The 15,255-nt window shown below is 56.3% G+C and carries 13 protein-coding genes; 1 reads left to right on the top strand and 12 read right to left on the bottom strand.

Annotated elements, in window-relative coordinates:
- Window positions 1–42: 42 nt before the first annotated feature.
- The 5 genes from AB8996_RS06090 to AB8996_RS06070 all read right to left on the bottom strand — a co-directional run bounded on the left by AB8996_RS06090 (window position 43) and on the right by AB8996_RS06070 (window position 3,356).
- Window positions 43–267: a hypothetical protein gene (locus AB8996_RS06090; RefSeq protein ID WP_369298085.1), complete on the bottom strand. Its 225-nt coding sequence runs from the start codon at window positions 265–267 to the stop codon at window positions 43–45.
- A 16-nt stretch (window positions 268–283) separates the two neighbouring features.
- Window positions 284–1,165 carry an NAD-dependent epimerase/dehydratase family protein gene (locus AB8996_RS06085; RefSeq protein WP_369298084.1) on the bottom strand — a complete coding sequence of 294 codons (882 nt, stop codon included), beginning with the start codon at window positions 1,163–1,165 and terminating at the stop codon, window positions 284–286.
- 21 nt (window positions 1,166–1,186) lie between these two features.
- Window positions 1,187–1,606, bottom strand: a complete 420-nt coding sequence (locus tag AB8996_RS06080; RefSeq protein WP_369298083.1) for an aspartate carbamoyltransferase regulatory subunit — start codon at window positions 1,604–1,606, stop codon at window positions 1,187–1,189.
- 3 nt (window positions 1,607–1,609) lie between these two features.
- Window positions 1,610–2,548, bottom strand: coding sequence for an aspartate carbamoyltransferase (gene pyrB, locus AB8996_RS06075; protein WP_369298082.1), 939 nt, complete (start codon window positions 2,546–2,548; stop codon window positions 1,610–1,612).
- Between the two features lie 61 nt (window positions 2,549–2,609).
- Window positions 2,610–3,356 carry a YebC/PmpR family DNA-binding transcriptional regulator gene (locus tag AB8996_RS06070; RefSeq protein WP_369298081.1) on the bottom strand — a complete coding sequence of 249 codons (747 nt, stop codon included), beginning with the start codon at window positions 3,354–3,356 and terminating at the stop codon, window positions 2,610–2,612.
- 418 nt (window positions 3,357–3,774) lie between these two features.
- Between AB8996_RS06070 and AB8996_RS06065 the strand changes: the two genes are divergently transcribed.
- Complete coding sequence (locus AB8996_RS06065; RefSeq protein ID WP_369298080.1) at window positions 3,775–4,629, top strand: hypothetical protein; 855 nt, start codon at window positions 3,775–3,777, stop codon at window positions 4,627–4,629.
- A gap of 153 nt (window positions 4,630–4,782) precedes the next feature.
- Here the strand turns inward: AB8996_RS06065 and AB8996_RS06060 are convergent, their stop codons facing one another.
- The 7 genes from AB8996_RS06060 to AB8996_RS06030 form a co-directional block, all read right to left on the bottom strand.
- On the bottom strand, window positions 4,783–5,346 hold the full coding sequence (locus tag AB8996_RS06060) for a manganese efflux pump MntP family protein (protein WP_369298079.1): 564 nt from the start codon (window positions 5,344–5,346) through the stop codon (window positions 4,783–4,785).
- A 51-nt stretch (window positions 5,347–5,397) separates the two neighbouring features.
- Window positions 5,398–7,674, bottom strand: coding sequence for a glycogen/starch/alpha-glucan phosphorylase (locus AB8996_RS06055; protein WP_369298078.1), 2,277 nt, complete (start codon window positions 7,672–7,674; stop codon window positions 5,398–5,400).
- Between the two features lie 23 nt (window positions 7,675–7,697).
- A complete protein-coding gene (gene malQ, locus AB8996_RS06050) occupies window positions 7,698–9,200 on the bottom strand; it encodes a 4-alpha-glucanotransferase (protein WP_369298077.1) in 1,503 nt (500 codons plus the stop codon).
- A gap of 184 nt (window positions 9,201–9,384) precedes the next feature.
- Window positions 9,385–10,455: a branched-chain amino acid aminotransferase gene (locus AB8996_RS06045; RefSeq protein ID WP_369298076.1), complete on the bottom strand. Its 1,071-nt coding sequence runs from the start codon at window positions 10,453–10,455 to the stop codon at window positions 9,385–9,387.
- A gap of 99 nt (window positions 10,456–10,554) precedes the next feature.
- Window positions 10,555–11,253 carry a gamma-glutamyl-gamma-aminobutyrate hydrolase family protein gene (locus AB8996_RS06040; RefSeq protein WP_369298075.1) on the bottom strand — a complete coding sequence of 233 codons (699 nt, stop codon included), beginning with the start codon at window positions 11,251–11,253 and terminating at the stop codon, window positions 10,555–10,557.
- Between the two features lie 194 nt (window positions 11,254–11,447).
- Complete coding sequence (nifJ, locus tag AB8996_RS06035) at window positions 11,448–14,978, bottom strand: pyruvate:ferredoxin (flavodoxin) oxidoreductase (protein ID WP_369298074.1); 3,531 nt, start codon at window positions 14,976–14,978, stop codon at window positions 11,448–11,450.
- A 4-nt stretch (window positions 14,979–14,982) separates the two neighbouring features.
- Window positions 14,983–15,138: a hypothetical protein gene (locus AB8996_RS06030; protein ID WP_369298073.1), complete on the bottom strand. Its 156-nt coding sequence runs from the start codon at window positions 15,136–15,138 to the stop codon at window positions 14,983–14,985.
- Window positions 15,139–15,255 lie beyond the last annotated feature (117 nt).

Genomic DNA, 15,255 nt, shown 5'->3' with positions numbered 1-15,255 from the left:
CGCTGGACGCGTTGGGGGCTGTTCATTCCCGGCGGGTTCTGTTTATTCTTTTGTCCTTTTCCGCTCCGTCAAAAGGAGCTTTACGCCCTCGTCGGTATTGATGGCGTGGAGGACTTCCTGACGGCGGAGAAGCGTTAAGAGCAGGGACAGAAGGAGATTGAGGAAGGTCACTGCCGCAAGGATAAGCTTTCCCCCTGTGCCGCTCTTTTTCTTTGTCTTATTTTTCGGAGAAGCGGCGCGCCCTGCGCCGCCCTTTTTTGCTGCCATAAAATTACCTTCTTCCCTATTTTTGAGTTTGCGCGGTCTGCAAGGTCGCAATCTCGCTGTCCAGCAGGGCAAAGATCCAGTCTTTCAGCGGAGAGAAACGGAACCCCAGCTGCTCCGCCCGGTCGGTATTGATGCTGTAATCCCCCTCGCCGTTGTAGGGCGCGGGGTCGCCGGAATCGGAGAAAATGGGGCGTTTCCCGGTTTTGTCGGTCACGTAGGCAAGAATCTCCCGGAGGGATATTGTGCCGGGGCTGGCGCCGTTTATGGTGTTCTGGGCAGGCTGTTCGCCGAGAAATGCCAGAAATTTTCCGGCTTCATCAGAACGGACGAACGCCATCTGCGCGTCCAGGTTATCTATCTGCATGGGGGCGCCCCTGAGGGTGTGCTCGATATAGAAGGTCAGGCGGCGGGTGTAGTCGTCCTCCCCGATGACAAAGGGGAACCGCGCCGCCGTGGCAGGCAGGTAAGGGAAGCTCTGGAACAGCGCCCGCTCCGCCTGGCGCTTACCCTCGTCATAGGGAAAATCAGGGCGGTCGCCCCAGCTGGCAGGCTCGGTCAGGGGGTCAAAATCCGGCTCTTTGGTGTCCCAATGCTTCCGATAGACCGCCGTGCTGGAAATGTACACGTACTTCCCGCAGGAAAGCTGGGGAATTAGCCGCCGGATATCGTTGGAGCAGTAGGCAAGGCTGTCGAACACCACGTCGAAGCGGCGGTGGGAAAGGGCTTCTTTCAGGCTTTTTTCGTCGGTCCTGTCCAGCGTGATACGGTGCACGGACGAGCCAAAATCGTCCGGCGTCCTTCCCCGGTTCGCCAGAGAGACGCTGTGCCCACGGGCGAGCAGCTCCGTCAGCAGGTGCCTGCCCATCATGCGGGTGCCGCCAAGTACCAGAACGTTCATAAAAGACCTCCTTTACAAAGCTTACTTTTTATACTCCTGCTCGCAGTATTTGCAGCGGTAGCGGTGCGCCGCTTCATCGCAAAGCAGGAACACCTGGTCCACCTGCTCCACGCTGGTGATGCAGCGCGGGTTTTTGCAGGAAATGATATTCACAAGCTCTTTGGGCAGAGAGGGCTTCTTTTTCTCCACCAGCTTGCCGCCACGAATGACGCAGACGGTGGCGTTGTCGTCGATAAAGCCCAGCACGTCCAGATCGATGTTCATGATACCCTCGATCTTGATGATATCCTTTCTGCCGAATTTCTCGCTTTTCGCGTTTTTGATGATCGCCACGCAGGTATCCAGCTTTTGCAGCTCCAGCAGCTCATAAATACGCATTCCCCTGCCGGCGGTGATGTGGTCGATCACGATACCGTTTTCGATACTGTCAATATTCAGCACACCTCATTCCCCCTTTTCCAGAATATTTTCAGCCAGCCCCAACAGGGAGAGGATCAGCGCCATGCGGACAAACACGCCGTTCCTTGCCTGGGTGAAGTACATTGCCCGGGGGTCGCTGTCCACCTCTTGGGCGATCTCGTTCACTCTGGGCAGGGGGTGCAGCACCGCCATGTCCTTTTTGCCCAGCGCCAGCTTTTCCGGGGTGAGGATATAGGAATCCTTCAGGCGGACGTAATCCTCCTCGTTGAAAAACCGCTCCCGCTGCACCCGGGTCATGTAAAGAATGTCCAAGGAGCCCATCACGTCCTCCATGTCCCGCACCTCCTCATAGGGGTGCCCGGAGGGTTCAATGACCTCCTTCAAAATATAGCCCGGCACTCGCAGCTCCTCCGGGGAGATCAGCACAAAACGGACATTTTCATAGCGCACCAGGGACTTTACCAGAGAGTGGACGGTGCGCCCGAATTTCAGATCGCCGCAAAGCCCGATGGTCACGCCGCTGATCTCTCCCCTGCTCCGGCGAATGGTGAGCATATCGGTGAGCGTCTGGGTAGGGTGCTGGTGACCGCCGTCCCCGGCGTTTATGACGGGAATCTGAGAATAGCGGGACGCGACAAAGGGCGCGCCCTCCTTAAAGTGGCGCATGGCGGCGATATCGGCATAGCCGGAGATCATGCGGATCGTGTCGGCAACGCTTTCCCCCTTTGCCGCCGAGCTGTTGTCCGCCGAGGCAAAGCCCAAGACCTTGCCGCCTAAACGCATCATGGCGGATTCAAAGCTCAGTCTGGTGCGGGTGCTGGGCTCGTAAAACAGGGTGGCAAGTATCCTGCCGTCGCAGAGATGGGCATAGTCCGCGGGGCGGGCGATGATCTCCTCCGCCAGACCCAACAGCCTGTCCGTTTCTTCCCTGCTGAAATCCAGGGGGTCTATCAAATGGCGCATGGAAATTCTCCTTCCTGTAAAAAAGCCTTTCCGCACCATAGGTTCAGAAAGGCTTCGTTTCTTATTCCTCTTCTTCGTCTTCGGGAACGTCCCAGTTGTGCCAGACGTTCTGCACGTCGTCGCTGTCCTCCAGCAGGTCCAGCATTTTCTGCATTTTCTCGGCGACCTCGGGATCCTCGATGGCGGTGTAGGTATCGGGCACCATTTCCACCTCGGCGGAAACAAATTCGTACCCTTTCTTTTCCAAATCCTCCCGCACGCCGCTGAAATCGGAGGCTTCGGTGGAAATCTCAAACACGTCCTCGTCCGCGGCGAAGTCGGAAGCGCCTGCCTCCAAAGCGTCGGTCATGACGGTATCCTCGTCCAGACCTTCCCGCTCAATGACGATCACGCCCTTTTTGTTGAACATGAAGGACACGCAGCCTGTGGTGCCCAGATTGCCGCCGAATTTATCGAACGCGTGGCGGACGTCCGCTGCCGTTCTGTTCCGATTGTCGGTAAGGGCCTCCACGATCACCGCCACGCCGGAGGGACCGTACCCCTCGTAAGTAACGTCTTCGTAATTGTCGGCAGAACCGTCGCCCGCCGCTTTCTTGATAATACGGTCAATGTTGTCGTTGGGGACGTTCGCCGCTTTCGCCTTGGCAATGCAGTCCCGCAGGCGGGAGTTTGCCGCGGGGTCGGCGCTGCCGCCCTCCTTGACCGCCACTGCCAGCTCACGACCGATTTTCGTGAAAATCTTAGCTCTGGCGCCGTCCGCCTTTTCCTTTTTCCGTTTGATGTTGTTCCATTTTGAATGTCCAGACATATCCTTACCCGCCTTACAAAAATTTCTTTGGTCATCATAACACACCTGCGGTGGGCACTCGTGAAGCTGCTTGGGACAAATCACATCTTTTCCGCCCGACCGCAGCTTTGCAGATACGATACCTCGCCTACGGCGAGCCCTCGTGAAGCGTCCTTGCACAAACCGCAGACAAATCACCCGACCACGGGCTTTTTGCCCTTTCTAACATCTAGAATCCAGAATCCAGTGTCTAGTGTATCATAAAATCTGCCGTATTTCAAGTATCTTCCCCACAACGGGACCTTTACAAATTTTCTCTGTTCCCTTGCAAATTTTTGGAAAAAATGTTAGGCTGGAACCAGCGGGCGATTTCCGCAGAAAAAAGCCCTGAAAACACCGCTGTTTTTCATGTTGCAGAGAAAGGAACGTGGTCATACTTATGGAACAGCAATTCCCCCGCACCAATGTGGGAGGGGTCTCCCTTTCCCGCATGCTGATCGGCACCAACTGGCTCCTTGGCTGGAGCCACACCAGCGTTTCCGCCGATGAAATGATCCGCCGCCGCTATGACAACGCCGAAGCCTTTCAACCCGTATTGGAAGCGTATCTGCGCCACGGCGTGGATTCCATCATGGCGCCCTTTGGCAAATCGCCGGAGCTGGTCCGTGCTATCAAGGAAACGGAGCAGAAAACCGGCAGGGAGATCATCATGATCGACACCCCCACGCCCAATGTGGACGACAACCCCCAGGGGCGCAGGGAGGCGGAGGAAACCTTCCGGGAATCCGCGAAAAACGGAGCAAAGATCTGCCTGATCCACCACTGGGCGGCAGAGCAGCTGGTGAACAAAAACCTGGGGCAGATCGTCCGGCTGGACGATTACACCAAAATGATACGGGACGCGGGCATGGTGCCGGGCTTATCCGCCCATATGCCGGAGCTGCTCGTTTACTCCGACCAGAACGGCTATGATGTGGAAGCCTATATTCAAATCTTTAACTGCATGGGCTTTTTGATGCAGGTGGAAATTGAGACGGTCGCCGCCAATATCCAGTCCGCGAAAAAGCCGGTCATGACCATCAAATCCATGGCTGCCGGGCGCTGCTCCCCCTATGTGGGGCTGACCTTCAACTGGAATGTGATCCGCCCCCAGGACATGGTGACGGTGGGCGCGTTTACCCCGGAGGAAGCGGAAGAGGATATCGAGATTTCCCTCGCTGCCATCGAGCACCGCTTCCCGGACCTGGAAAAACGCTCCAGCCCCAACCAGAATCAGGCGGCATTCGGAAAATAAGCTTAATGCAGCGCGAACGGCTTTTTGCTTTGAAGTTCTAAAAATCTTCTCAAAATCCATGGCTTTCCCGCGCGGAAGCATATTCTAAAAAGGTGGAGAAAGGCATATGCCTTTCTCCACCTTTTCTTTGCTTTGCTCATTTGTAAATCAACATCAGGGCAAAAAGCCCAAATGCTCCAGCAAAATCTTTACACCCAGCAGGACCAGGATCGCGCCGCCGACCAGCTCTGCGCGCTGCTTGTATTTCGCCCCGAACAGGCTGCCCACCTTGACCCCTGCCGCGGACAGCAGGAAGGTGACCACGCCGATAAAGGACGCTGCAATGCCGATCTGTACGTCCAGAAAGGCGAAGCTCACCCCCACCGCCAGGGCGTCGATACTGGTCGCCACTGCCAGGGGCAGCATTTTTTGGAAGGAAAGCGAAGCGTCCGCCTCTTCCTCCTCCCTGGAAAAAGCTTCTCGAATCATGTTGCCGCCGATAATTGCCAGCAGCACAAAGGCGATCCAGTGGTCTATGGCGGTGATAGCGTCCTTAAACTGCACACCCACAAAATACCCGACTACCGGCATCAGCGCCTGAAAGCCGCCGAACCACAGCCCTACCAGCGCCATTTGCGCAGGCTTCACCTGTTTGAGCGCCAGCCCTTTGCAGACCGCTACCGCAAAGGCGTCCATGGAAAGCCCAACTGCCAGCAAAAACAGCTCCAAAATGCCCATTTCATCGTGCCCTTCCCTAAAATCTCACAACTAACTACTAACAACTAATAGCTAACAACTAAGGCGCCAGATATCCCGGTCATATTCGGCAATGGCGCGGTCGGAGGAGAAGAATCCGGCTTTCGCAATATTCGTAAGCATCTTCTTCGCCCAATCGGTCCGGTTTTCGTAGTCGGCAAAAAGCTGCTCCTTCACGCGGATATAGTCCTTTACATCCAGAAGCGCCATAAACCAGTCCTTCCGGGTCATGTCCTTGTAGAGCCTGCCCAGGCTTTCCGGGTCGCCCAGCCGCATGAGCTGGGGACTGATGAGGAAGTCCAGCAGAGAGGCGATCTCTTCGTCCGCGGGATAATAAGACTTCGGCGTATAGCGGTCCTTCCCCTCCTCATAGAGGTGAATGACCTCGTCGCTGGACCTGCCGAAAATCGCGATATTTTCCTGTCCCACCAGATCGCATATCTCCACGTTGGCGCCGTCCATCGTGCCCAGGGTGACCGCGCCGTTCAGCATGAATTTCATATTGCCCGTGCCGCTTGCCTCTTTGGAAGCCAGCGAGATCTGCTCGGAAATGTCACAGGCAGGGATCAGATGCTCCGCCCATGTAATATTGTAGTTTTCTACCATGACCACCTTCAGCCAGGGGCTGACCTCCGGGTCGTTAGCGATGATCTCCTGCAGGCAGAGGATCAGGTGAATGATGTCCTTTGCAATGATATACGCCGGCGCCGCCTTTGCGCCGAACAGGAAGGTGATGGGGCGCCGGGGCTTGTTCCCCGCCTTGATCTGCCGGTACTTCCAGATGATATACAGGGCGTTCATCTGCTGGCGCTTGTACTCGTGCAGCCGCTTGACCTGGATATCATAGATGGACTCGCTGTCTATTTCTATGCCGCTACGCTTCTGTAAATACGTCTTCAAAGCGTCCTTCTTGCCGTTTTTGATGTCCAGCAGGCGGCGGAGGACAGCTTCGTCCTCCCGATATGCCAGCAGCTTTTCCAGCTCCATCGCGTCCTTTTTCCAGCCGCTGCCGATCAGCTCCGTGATGAAATCGGACAGCTCCGGGTTGCAGTGCATGAGCCAGCGGCGGAAGGTAACGCCGTTTGTTTTGTTGTTGAATTTTTCGGGATAGACAGCGGCAAAATCGGAAAGCTCGGAGCTTTTCAGGATTTCCGTGTGCAACGCCGCCACGCCGTTGACGGAAAAGCCATAGTGAATGTCCATGCGCGCCATGTGGACCAAATTGTTTTCGTCGATGATGGCAAGGGCAGGATTGTGGAATTTTTCCCGCACACGGCGATCCAGCTCCCGAATGATGGGGACCAGCTGGGGCACCGCTTCTTCCAGATAATCCATGGGCCACTTTTCCAGCGCTTCCGCCAAAATGGTGTGGTTGGTGTAAGCACAGGTCTGGCTGACGATGGAAATTGCCTCGTCCATGGAAATGCCGTCCTGCTGCATGAGCCGGATCAGCTCGGGAATGACCATGGAGGGGTGGGTGTCGTTGATCTGAATGACAGCGTGCTTGTGCAGGTCGCGCAGGGCATAGCCCTTCCCTGCCAGTTCCCTGAGGATCAGCTGGGCTGCGCAGCTTACCATGAAATACTGCTGATATACCCGCAGGAGCCGCCCGGCTCTGTCGCTGTCGTCCGGGTAAAGGAACAGCGTCAGGTTATGGGCGATATCGGTCTTGTCAAAGTCGATACCGCCCTTGACGAGGGCTTCGTCCACAGTGGATAAATCGAACAGGTGGAGACGGTTCGTGCCGTTTTCATAGCCGGACACGTCAATGTCGTACATGACCGCCTGCAGCTCCCCGGCAGGGGAAGGCACGCTGAATCGCACGTCCGTGGGAGAAAGCCAGCTCTGCTCTGTCAGCCAGAAATCGGGGGTCTCCTGCTGCTTGTGCTCCGCAAAGCTCTGGCGGAACAGACCGAAATGGTACAGCAGCCCAACGCCGTCGGCGCAAAGCCCCAGCGTGGCGGCGGAGTCCAGATAACAGGCGGCAAGGCGTCCTAAACCGCCGTTGCCCAGAGAGGGCTCCGGCTCGATTTCTTCGATCTCCGCCAAGCTCTTCCCCGCTTCTTTAAGCGCCGCCTTCACTTCCCCATATAACCCCAGATTGATCAGGTTATTGGAAAGCAGCTTGCCCACCAGAAATTCCGCGGAGATATAGTACAGCTTCCTGTCCCCGGAAATTCTCTGTGCCTGTGCCAGCCGCTCCTTTGTCAGGGACAGCAGCCCATTGTAAATTTCCCTGTCAGTGGCAGCGGACAGGCTTTCCGCCCCCTGCTCCCTGACCTTTTGCTCCAGCTCTTCTTTGACCGCCATGGAAAAACCTCCTGTCGTCTGTCTTACTTTCTTGCCCGCCCGTAAAGCTCTGTCAGCCGGGCGATCTTCTTTGCCAGTTCTTCTGTGGGCTGGTTCTTTGTCATGCGCCAGCGCCAGTTATTGCCGCCCAGGGTAGAGGGCGTGTTGATGCGGGCTTCGCTGCCCAAATCCAGATAATCCTGCATGGGGACGATTGCCAGATCGGCCACACTGCCCAGAGCTGCGCGGATAAACGCCCAGTTGCCGTCCTTGTCATTGGAAAGCCCCAGATATTCTCTGGCGGTGGCAACGTCCGCCGGGTCGGCAGTGGAGAACCAGCCGCGGACAGTCTCATTATCGTGGGTGCCGGTATAGACAACGCAGTTTTTGGGATAATTGTGGGGCAGATAGTCGCTCTCCTCCCGGGAATCAAAGGCAAATTCCAGCACCTTCATGCCGGGATAGCCGCTGCTTTTCAGCAGCCGGTGCACCGCCGGGGTCAGATAGCCGAGATCCTCGGCAATGATGGCGGCGCCGCCGAACTCCCGGTTCACAGCGTCTACAAACGCCTTGCCCGGTCCCTTTCTCCAGCGCCCGTTCCGCGCGGTGGTATCGCCATAGGGAATGGCGTAGTAGCTCTCCAGGCCCCGGAAATGGTCAATGCGCAGCACGTCTACGGTGGTCAGATTGGCTTTCAGCCGCTTGAGCCACCAGGAGAAGCCGTCCTTTTCCATGACCTCCCAGCGGTACAGGGGGTTCCCCCAGAGCTGACCGTCCTCGGAAAAAGCGTCCGGCGGACAGCCCGCCACCTCTGTGGGCACGTTGTTCTCGTCCAGCTGGAACAGCTGCGGGTTTGCCCAGACGTCGGCGCTGTCCATCGCCACATAGATGGGCGCATCGCCGATGATCTTCACGCCCTTTTTATTGGCGTGCTTTTTCAGTTTGCCCCATTGGTCGTAAAATAAATACTGTACAAAAATCGTGTAGTCGATTTCTTCCCTGCACTGCGCCCGCCATTTTTTCAGGGCTTCCGGGCGGCGCATACGAATGTCCTCGTCCCACTCGTTCCAGGGCTTCAAATCCATTTTTGCCTTTACCGCCATGTAAAGGGCATAATCCTCTATCCACGCCCTGTGCTTCCGGCGGAAGCGGTCCAGCGCCTTCGTATCCAGGAAATGCTCAAACGCCTTGTGCAGCACCGCCGCCCGGTGCTCATAAACGGTGTCGTAATCCACCCGGCGCTTGCTTTTGCCCCAAGTAATGGCTTTACAGTCTTCCCTGTCCAGCAAGCCCTGCTCGCAGAGAAGGTTCAGGTCGATAAAATAAGGGTTCCCCGCAAAAGCGGAAAAGCTCTGATAGGGGCTGTCGCCATAGCTGGTGGGTCCCAGGGGCAGCACCTGCCAGTATTTCTGCTTTGCCTGTGCCAGAAAATCCACCCAGCGGTAGGCAGCTTTTCCAAAAGTGCCTATCCCGTATTTTGAGGGCAGGCTGCTGACCGGCAGCAAAATGCCCGCGGACCTGCTGAGCCAAGTTGATTTATTTGCCATATTTCTGACCGCTTCCTTTCCTTGTGAAAACAGCAGGAAGCTGTTTCCCCCGAATGCCGATTTCAGATAAAATATAGTATAACACTTTTCCGGGCAAACCCGCAACTGATTCTTAGATAAATTTTCCAATTCCAATGGACAAGCAAAAAGCGGCAGGATATCCCTGCCGCCGGTTTTGCACCTTTTATTTTACTTCCACGGTCCAGCCCATCTCGTCCTTCACCTTGCCTGTCTGAATGCCGGTAACGGTGTCGTACAGCTTCTGGCTGACGGGACCGATCCCGCCGCCGGCAATTTCCATCACGGTATCCTCGTACCGCAAAGCGCCTACGGGGGAAATCACCGCTGCCGTGCCGCTGCCCCAGCATTCTTCCAGTGCGCCTGTTTTGGCGGCTTCCACCAGTTCGTCCACGGAAATACGGCGCTCCTCCACGTCCATTCCCCAATGCTTACACAGCTCCACGCAGGAAGCGCGGGTGACGCCGGGCAGAATGCTGCCGTTGAGCATGGGCGTGACCACCTTGCCGTTTATCTTGAAGAAGATGTTCATCGCGCCCACCTCTTCAATATATTTCCGCTCCACGCCGTCCAGCCACAGCACCTGGGAATAACCCTCGTCATGGGCTTTCATCTGGGCTTTCAGGCTGGCAACATAGTTGCCGCCGGTCTTGGCTTCGCCGATACCGCCGCGGACAGCGCGGACATAATCGTCTTCGATCCAAATTTTCACCGGGTCTAGCCCGCTTTCATAATAGGCGCCGGAGGGAGACAAAATGATCATGAACAGGTAATTATCCGCCGGGCGTACGCCCAAAAACGGGTCCGTGGCAATGACAAAGGGACGAATGTACAGGGACGTGCCGGGGTCGGTGGGGATCCAGTCCTTTTCCAGATCGACCAGCGTCTTTAAGCCGTTCAGGAAGTCGTCCTCCGGGATCTCGGGGATACAGAGACGGCGGTTAGAACGGTTGGCACGCTCGATATTTTTATTGGGACGGAACAGCAGCGTTCTGCCGTCTTCAGTACGGTAAGCCTTCAAGCCCTCGAACATTTCCTGCCCATAGTGGAACACCATGGCGGCAGGGTCCAGCTCGATGGAATGATAGGGCTCGATACGGGGGTCGTGCCAGCCCTTTTCCGGGCTGTAGGGCATGATGTACATATGGTCGGTGAATATTTTACCGAAGCCCAGCTTCGCGCCGTGCGCCGGCTTCTCCTTGGGACTCTTTGTCAGTTCAATTTTAATTTCCTGCATACTATTCAGCCTCTTTTCAAAAATTGCACCATTGCTACATGACTTTATTATAACAGGTCGTTCAAAAAATGCAAGCAGTGCGGCGTACTCCGTCAAAATTTACCGGCAGGCGGAAACAAAGGCACGGAAAATTTTCCGGCTGTTCTCGTCGGTTTTATGGGAAAACTCCGGGTGCCACTGCACTGCAAGGGCAAATTTGTGGTCGGGCAGGAAAATGGATTCCACCACGCCGTCCGGGGCGGTGGCGGCGATCTGCACGCCCTCCCCCAGCTCCTTCACAGCCTGATGATGGTAGCTGTTCACCCACATTTCTTCCACCTGCACCGCCTGGAACAGCGGGGAATCCGGGACGATTTGAACAAGGTGCGCCCGCTTGTCATAGGGCGGGGTCTCGTGGTGGTTCACGCTGCTGGGAAGCTCTGTGGGCAGATCCTGATACAGATTGCCGCCCAGCAGGACGTTGAACAATTGTGTGCCGCGGCAGATGCCCAAAAGCGGTTTACCCGTTTCCAGCGCCATGGGGAAAAACAGCTTTTCCATATTGTCCCGTTCCGGGCAGATAACGCCGCACTTTTCCGCAGCCGCGCCATAGAAAGCGGGCTCCACATCGTGCCCGCCCGGAAAAAGGAACCCGTCGCACAGGTCTGCAAACCGGGACAGCGCTTCCCGATCCACTGTCAGGGGCAGGATAACAGGGACCGCGCCCGCTTCCTCCAGGCTTTCCACGTAGCCGGGCAGCATCCAATAGCTTTCCTTTGTTTCATCGTACAGGGACACGATACCAATGAGAGGCTTCATCGCAATTCCTCCTGATTTTATAGAAGTAAGCGTTTCCAAAAAATAGTACCACAAGGCAAAACCGCTTGTCAAATTCTTTTCGGCAATTTGGAGTGAAAAAGGACAGCCCCTGAAAATGCGAGAAGCGGTCTGCCGGTTGCCCGGCAGACCGCCCCTCTTTTATAGAAAGGAGAAAAATAATGAAAAAGCAAAAATTACTCTGCCATCTTCTTCAGCTTGGCATACTTTTCGCTGGCGAACCGCTCCGCATCGGCGAACAGCTTTTCGGCACGCTCCGGGAAGGAACGGGTCAGGCTGTTGTAACGGACCTCGCCCATGATGAAGTCGCGGTAAGAAGCGGAAGGCTCCTTGCTGTCCAGCTGGAAGGGATTCTCCCCAGCCTCTGCACGGCGGGGATCAAAACGGAAGTTGTGCCAGTAGCCGGCGGTGACCGCCTTCTTTTCCTCCAACTGAGAAATACCCATGCCGCCCTTGATACCGTGGTTGATACAGGGGGCATACGCCAGGATCAGAGAAGGTCCGTTGTAGCTTTCCGCTTCAGCGAACGCCTTGATGCACTGGTTCATGTCGGCGCCCATAGCGACCTGAGCCACATAGACATAGCCGTAGCTCATGGCGATAGCTGCCAGGTCCTTCTTCTTCTGAGCCTTGCCGGTAGCGGCAAACTGCGCCACGGAGCCGGTGGGCGTGGACTTACTTGCCTGTCCGCCAGTGTTGGAATACACCTCGGTATCGAACACCAGGATGTTGATGTTCTCGCCGGAAGCAATGGCGTGATCCAGACCACCGAAGCCGATGTCATAAGCCCAGCCGTCGCCGCCCAGGATCCACATGGACTTCTTGGCAAGGAAATCCTTATCCTTCAAAATCTCTTTTGCCTTATCGCAGCCGCACTTCTCCAAAGCGGCGATGTAAGCCTCGGCAGCAGGACCGTTCGTCTTAGAATCGCTCATGGTGTCGATCCAGGCCTTGCCGGTCTCCTTCACGTCGGCAGGGGTGTTCTCCCCGGCGATCAGGTTTTCGGTCAGCTCCTGCAAACGACCGCGCACAGCGTTCTGAGCCAGGGTCATGCCCAAACCGAACTCGGCGTTGTCCTCGAACAGGGAGTTCTGCCAGGCGGGACCGTGACCCTGCTTGTTCACGGTGTAAGGCGTAGCGGGAGCGGAGCCGCCCCAAATGGAGGAACAGCCGGTAGCGTTGGCAATATACATCTTATCGCCGAACAGCTGGGTAGCCAGCTTGGCGTAAGGAGTTTCGCCGCAGCCGCCGCAGGCGCCGGAGAACTCCAGCAAAGGCTGCTTGAACTGGCTGCCCTTGACGCTGGTCTCCTTGAACTTTTCGGCGACCTCCGCTTTCTGGGGCAGGTCAATGCCGTAATCGAACACTGCCTGCTGGGGACGCTGAGAGTCGATGGGAGACATCTTCAATGCCTTTTCCTTGGCGGGGCAGGTGGTCACGCAGGAGCCGCAGCCTGTGCAGTCCAGCGTGGAAATGACCATGGCGAAATTCATGCCGGGTACGCCGGTCATGGGCTTTGCCTTTGTGCCGGCAGGCGCGTTCTTCAATTCCTCATCGGTCATAGCGATGGGACGAATGACCGCGTGGGGGCAGACATAAGAGCACTGGTTGCACTGAATGCAGTTGTCCACGATCCACTCGGGAACGTCCACAGCCACGCCGCGCTTCTCATAGGCGGCAGTGCCCTGGGGAGAGGTGCCGTCGGCATAGTTTTCAAAGGTGGAAACGGGCAGGTCCTTGCCGTGGAAGGAGTTGACGGGATAGACCACGTTGTTCACATAGTCCACCAGCTCCTGACGGGTGCCGGTGGCGACCTTCTTCTTGGAATCGTCTACAGCGTTCTTCCAGTCGGCGGGAACCTCGACCTTGGTGTAGCCGGTAGCACCGGCGTCGATAGCGTCGTGGTTCATCTTGACCACGGCTTCGCCCTTCTTGCCGTAGGACTTCTGAGCGGCGTCCTTCATATATTTGATGGCGTCTTCCTCAGGAATGATCTTGGCGATGGAGAAGAAGGCGGACTGCAGCACGGTGTTGATACGGGTGCCCAGACCGATCTCCTTGCCGATCTTGAAGCCGTCGATGGTATAGAAGTTGATGTCGTTGTCGGCAATGTACTTCTTCACCTTGCCGGGCAGGCGCTCGTTGAGCTCTGCGGCGTCCCAGGCGCAGTTCAAAAGGAAGCTGCCGCCCTTCTTCAAATCCTGCACCATGTCATAGGTGTCCAGGTAAGCAGGATTGGAGCAGGCGACGAAATCAGCCTTGCTGATGTAGTAGGTGGACTTGATGGGGGTATGGCCAAAGCGCAGATGGGAGATGGTCAGACCGCCGGACTTCTTGGAGTCGTAATCGAAGTAGCCCTGGGCGTACATATCGGTGTGGTCGCCGATGATCTTGATGGAGTTCTTGTTGGCGCCCACAGTGCCGTCGGAACCCAGACCCCAGAACTTACAGGAGGTGGTGCCGGCAGGAGCGGTATCGGGGTCTTCCTTTACGTCCAGGGACAGGTGGGTCACATCGTCCACAATGCCGATGGTGAAGCGCTTCTTGGGAGAAGCGGATTCCATGTTGCGGTACACGGCGATGATGTCGCTGGGCTTGGTGTCCTTGCTGCCCAGACCGTAACGGCCGGTATACACGGGGCAGGCGCCGAACTGGGTGCCGTTGATGGCAGCCAGAACGTCCAGATACAGGGGCTCGCCGATGGAGCCGGGCTCCTTGGTGCGGTCCAGAACGGAGATGGCTTTCACCGTATCGGGCAGCACGTCCAGCAGGTACTTGGCAACGAAGGGACGGTACAGGTGGACCTTCACCAGACCTACCTTCTCCCCTGCCGCGTTCATGTAATCGACCACTTCTTCAATGGTCTCGCAGGCGGAGCCCATGGCGATGATGACCTTTTCGGCATCGGGCGCGCCGTAGTAGTTGAAGGGCTTGTAGTCGGTGCCGATCTTGGCATTGACCTTGTTCATGTACTCCACGACGACCTCGGGAATGGCGTCATAATACTTGTTGCAGGCTTCGCGTGCCTGGAAGAAGATGTCGCCGTTCTGAGCCTGTCCGCGCAGCACGGGATGCTCGGGGTTCAAAGCATGGCGGCGGAACGCGTCCACAGCGTCCCAGTCCAGCATTTCGCCCAGGTCCTCATAATCCCAGACTTCGATCTTCTGGATCTCGTGAGAGGTGCGGAAGCCATCGAAGAAATGGAGGAAAGGAACCTTGCCCTTAATGGCGGACAAATGAGCGACAGCGCCCAGGTCCATGACCTCCTGGGGAGAGTTGGAGCACAGCATGGCATAGCCGGTCTGACGGCAGGCGTACACGTCGGAGTGGTCGCCGAAAATGTTCAGAGCGTGGGTCGCCAGTGTACGGGCGGAAACGTGGATCACGCTGGGCAGCAGCTCGCCAGCCATCTTATACATGTTGGGAATCATCAGGAGCAGACCCTGAGAAGCCGTATAAGTGGTGGTCAGTGCGCCGGCAGCCAGAGAGCCGTGTACCGCGCCGGCGGCGCCAGCCTCAGACTGCATTTCCGTGACACGTACCTCTCTGCCGAACAGGTTCTTTCTGCCGGCGGCGGCATACTTGTCCGTTTCGTCCGCCATCACGGAAGAAGGCGTGATGGGGTAGATGGCGGCAACGTCGGTAAACGCATAGGAAACATGCGCGGCAGCGTTGTTGCCATCCATGGTTTTCATTTTTCTTGCCATTGAACTATTTCCTCCTTTTAGGATAGTCTATAATCGGTGGACGGGCAAACTGAGTTTGCTGCCCGTTCTGCTTTATTTTACCATTCTTTTCCCCGACTGTCAAAGGGAAATTAGCAATTCTCACAGGAAAAGTAAAATTTTTTTGAATGTTTTCTTCCATTTTGAAAAAGGCTTCGGAAAATCCCGGTTTCTTCCGAAAAGCGGCGTTTCGGGCGGATTTGACAACCGAACGCTTCTTGAGTACAATACTTATATTATTATGGGCGAAGCTTCGCCT

It is taken from the genome of uncultured Neglectibacter sp., from assembly GCA_937958185.1.
In the GTDB taxonomy this organism is placed as follows: domain Bacteria; phylum Bacillota; class Clostridia; order Oscillospirales; family Acutalibacteraceae; genus Acutalibacter.
This window is presented reverse-complemented; position numbering and strand designations above follow the sequence as displayed.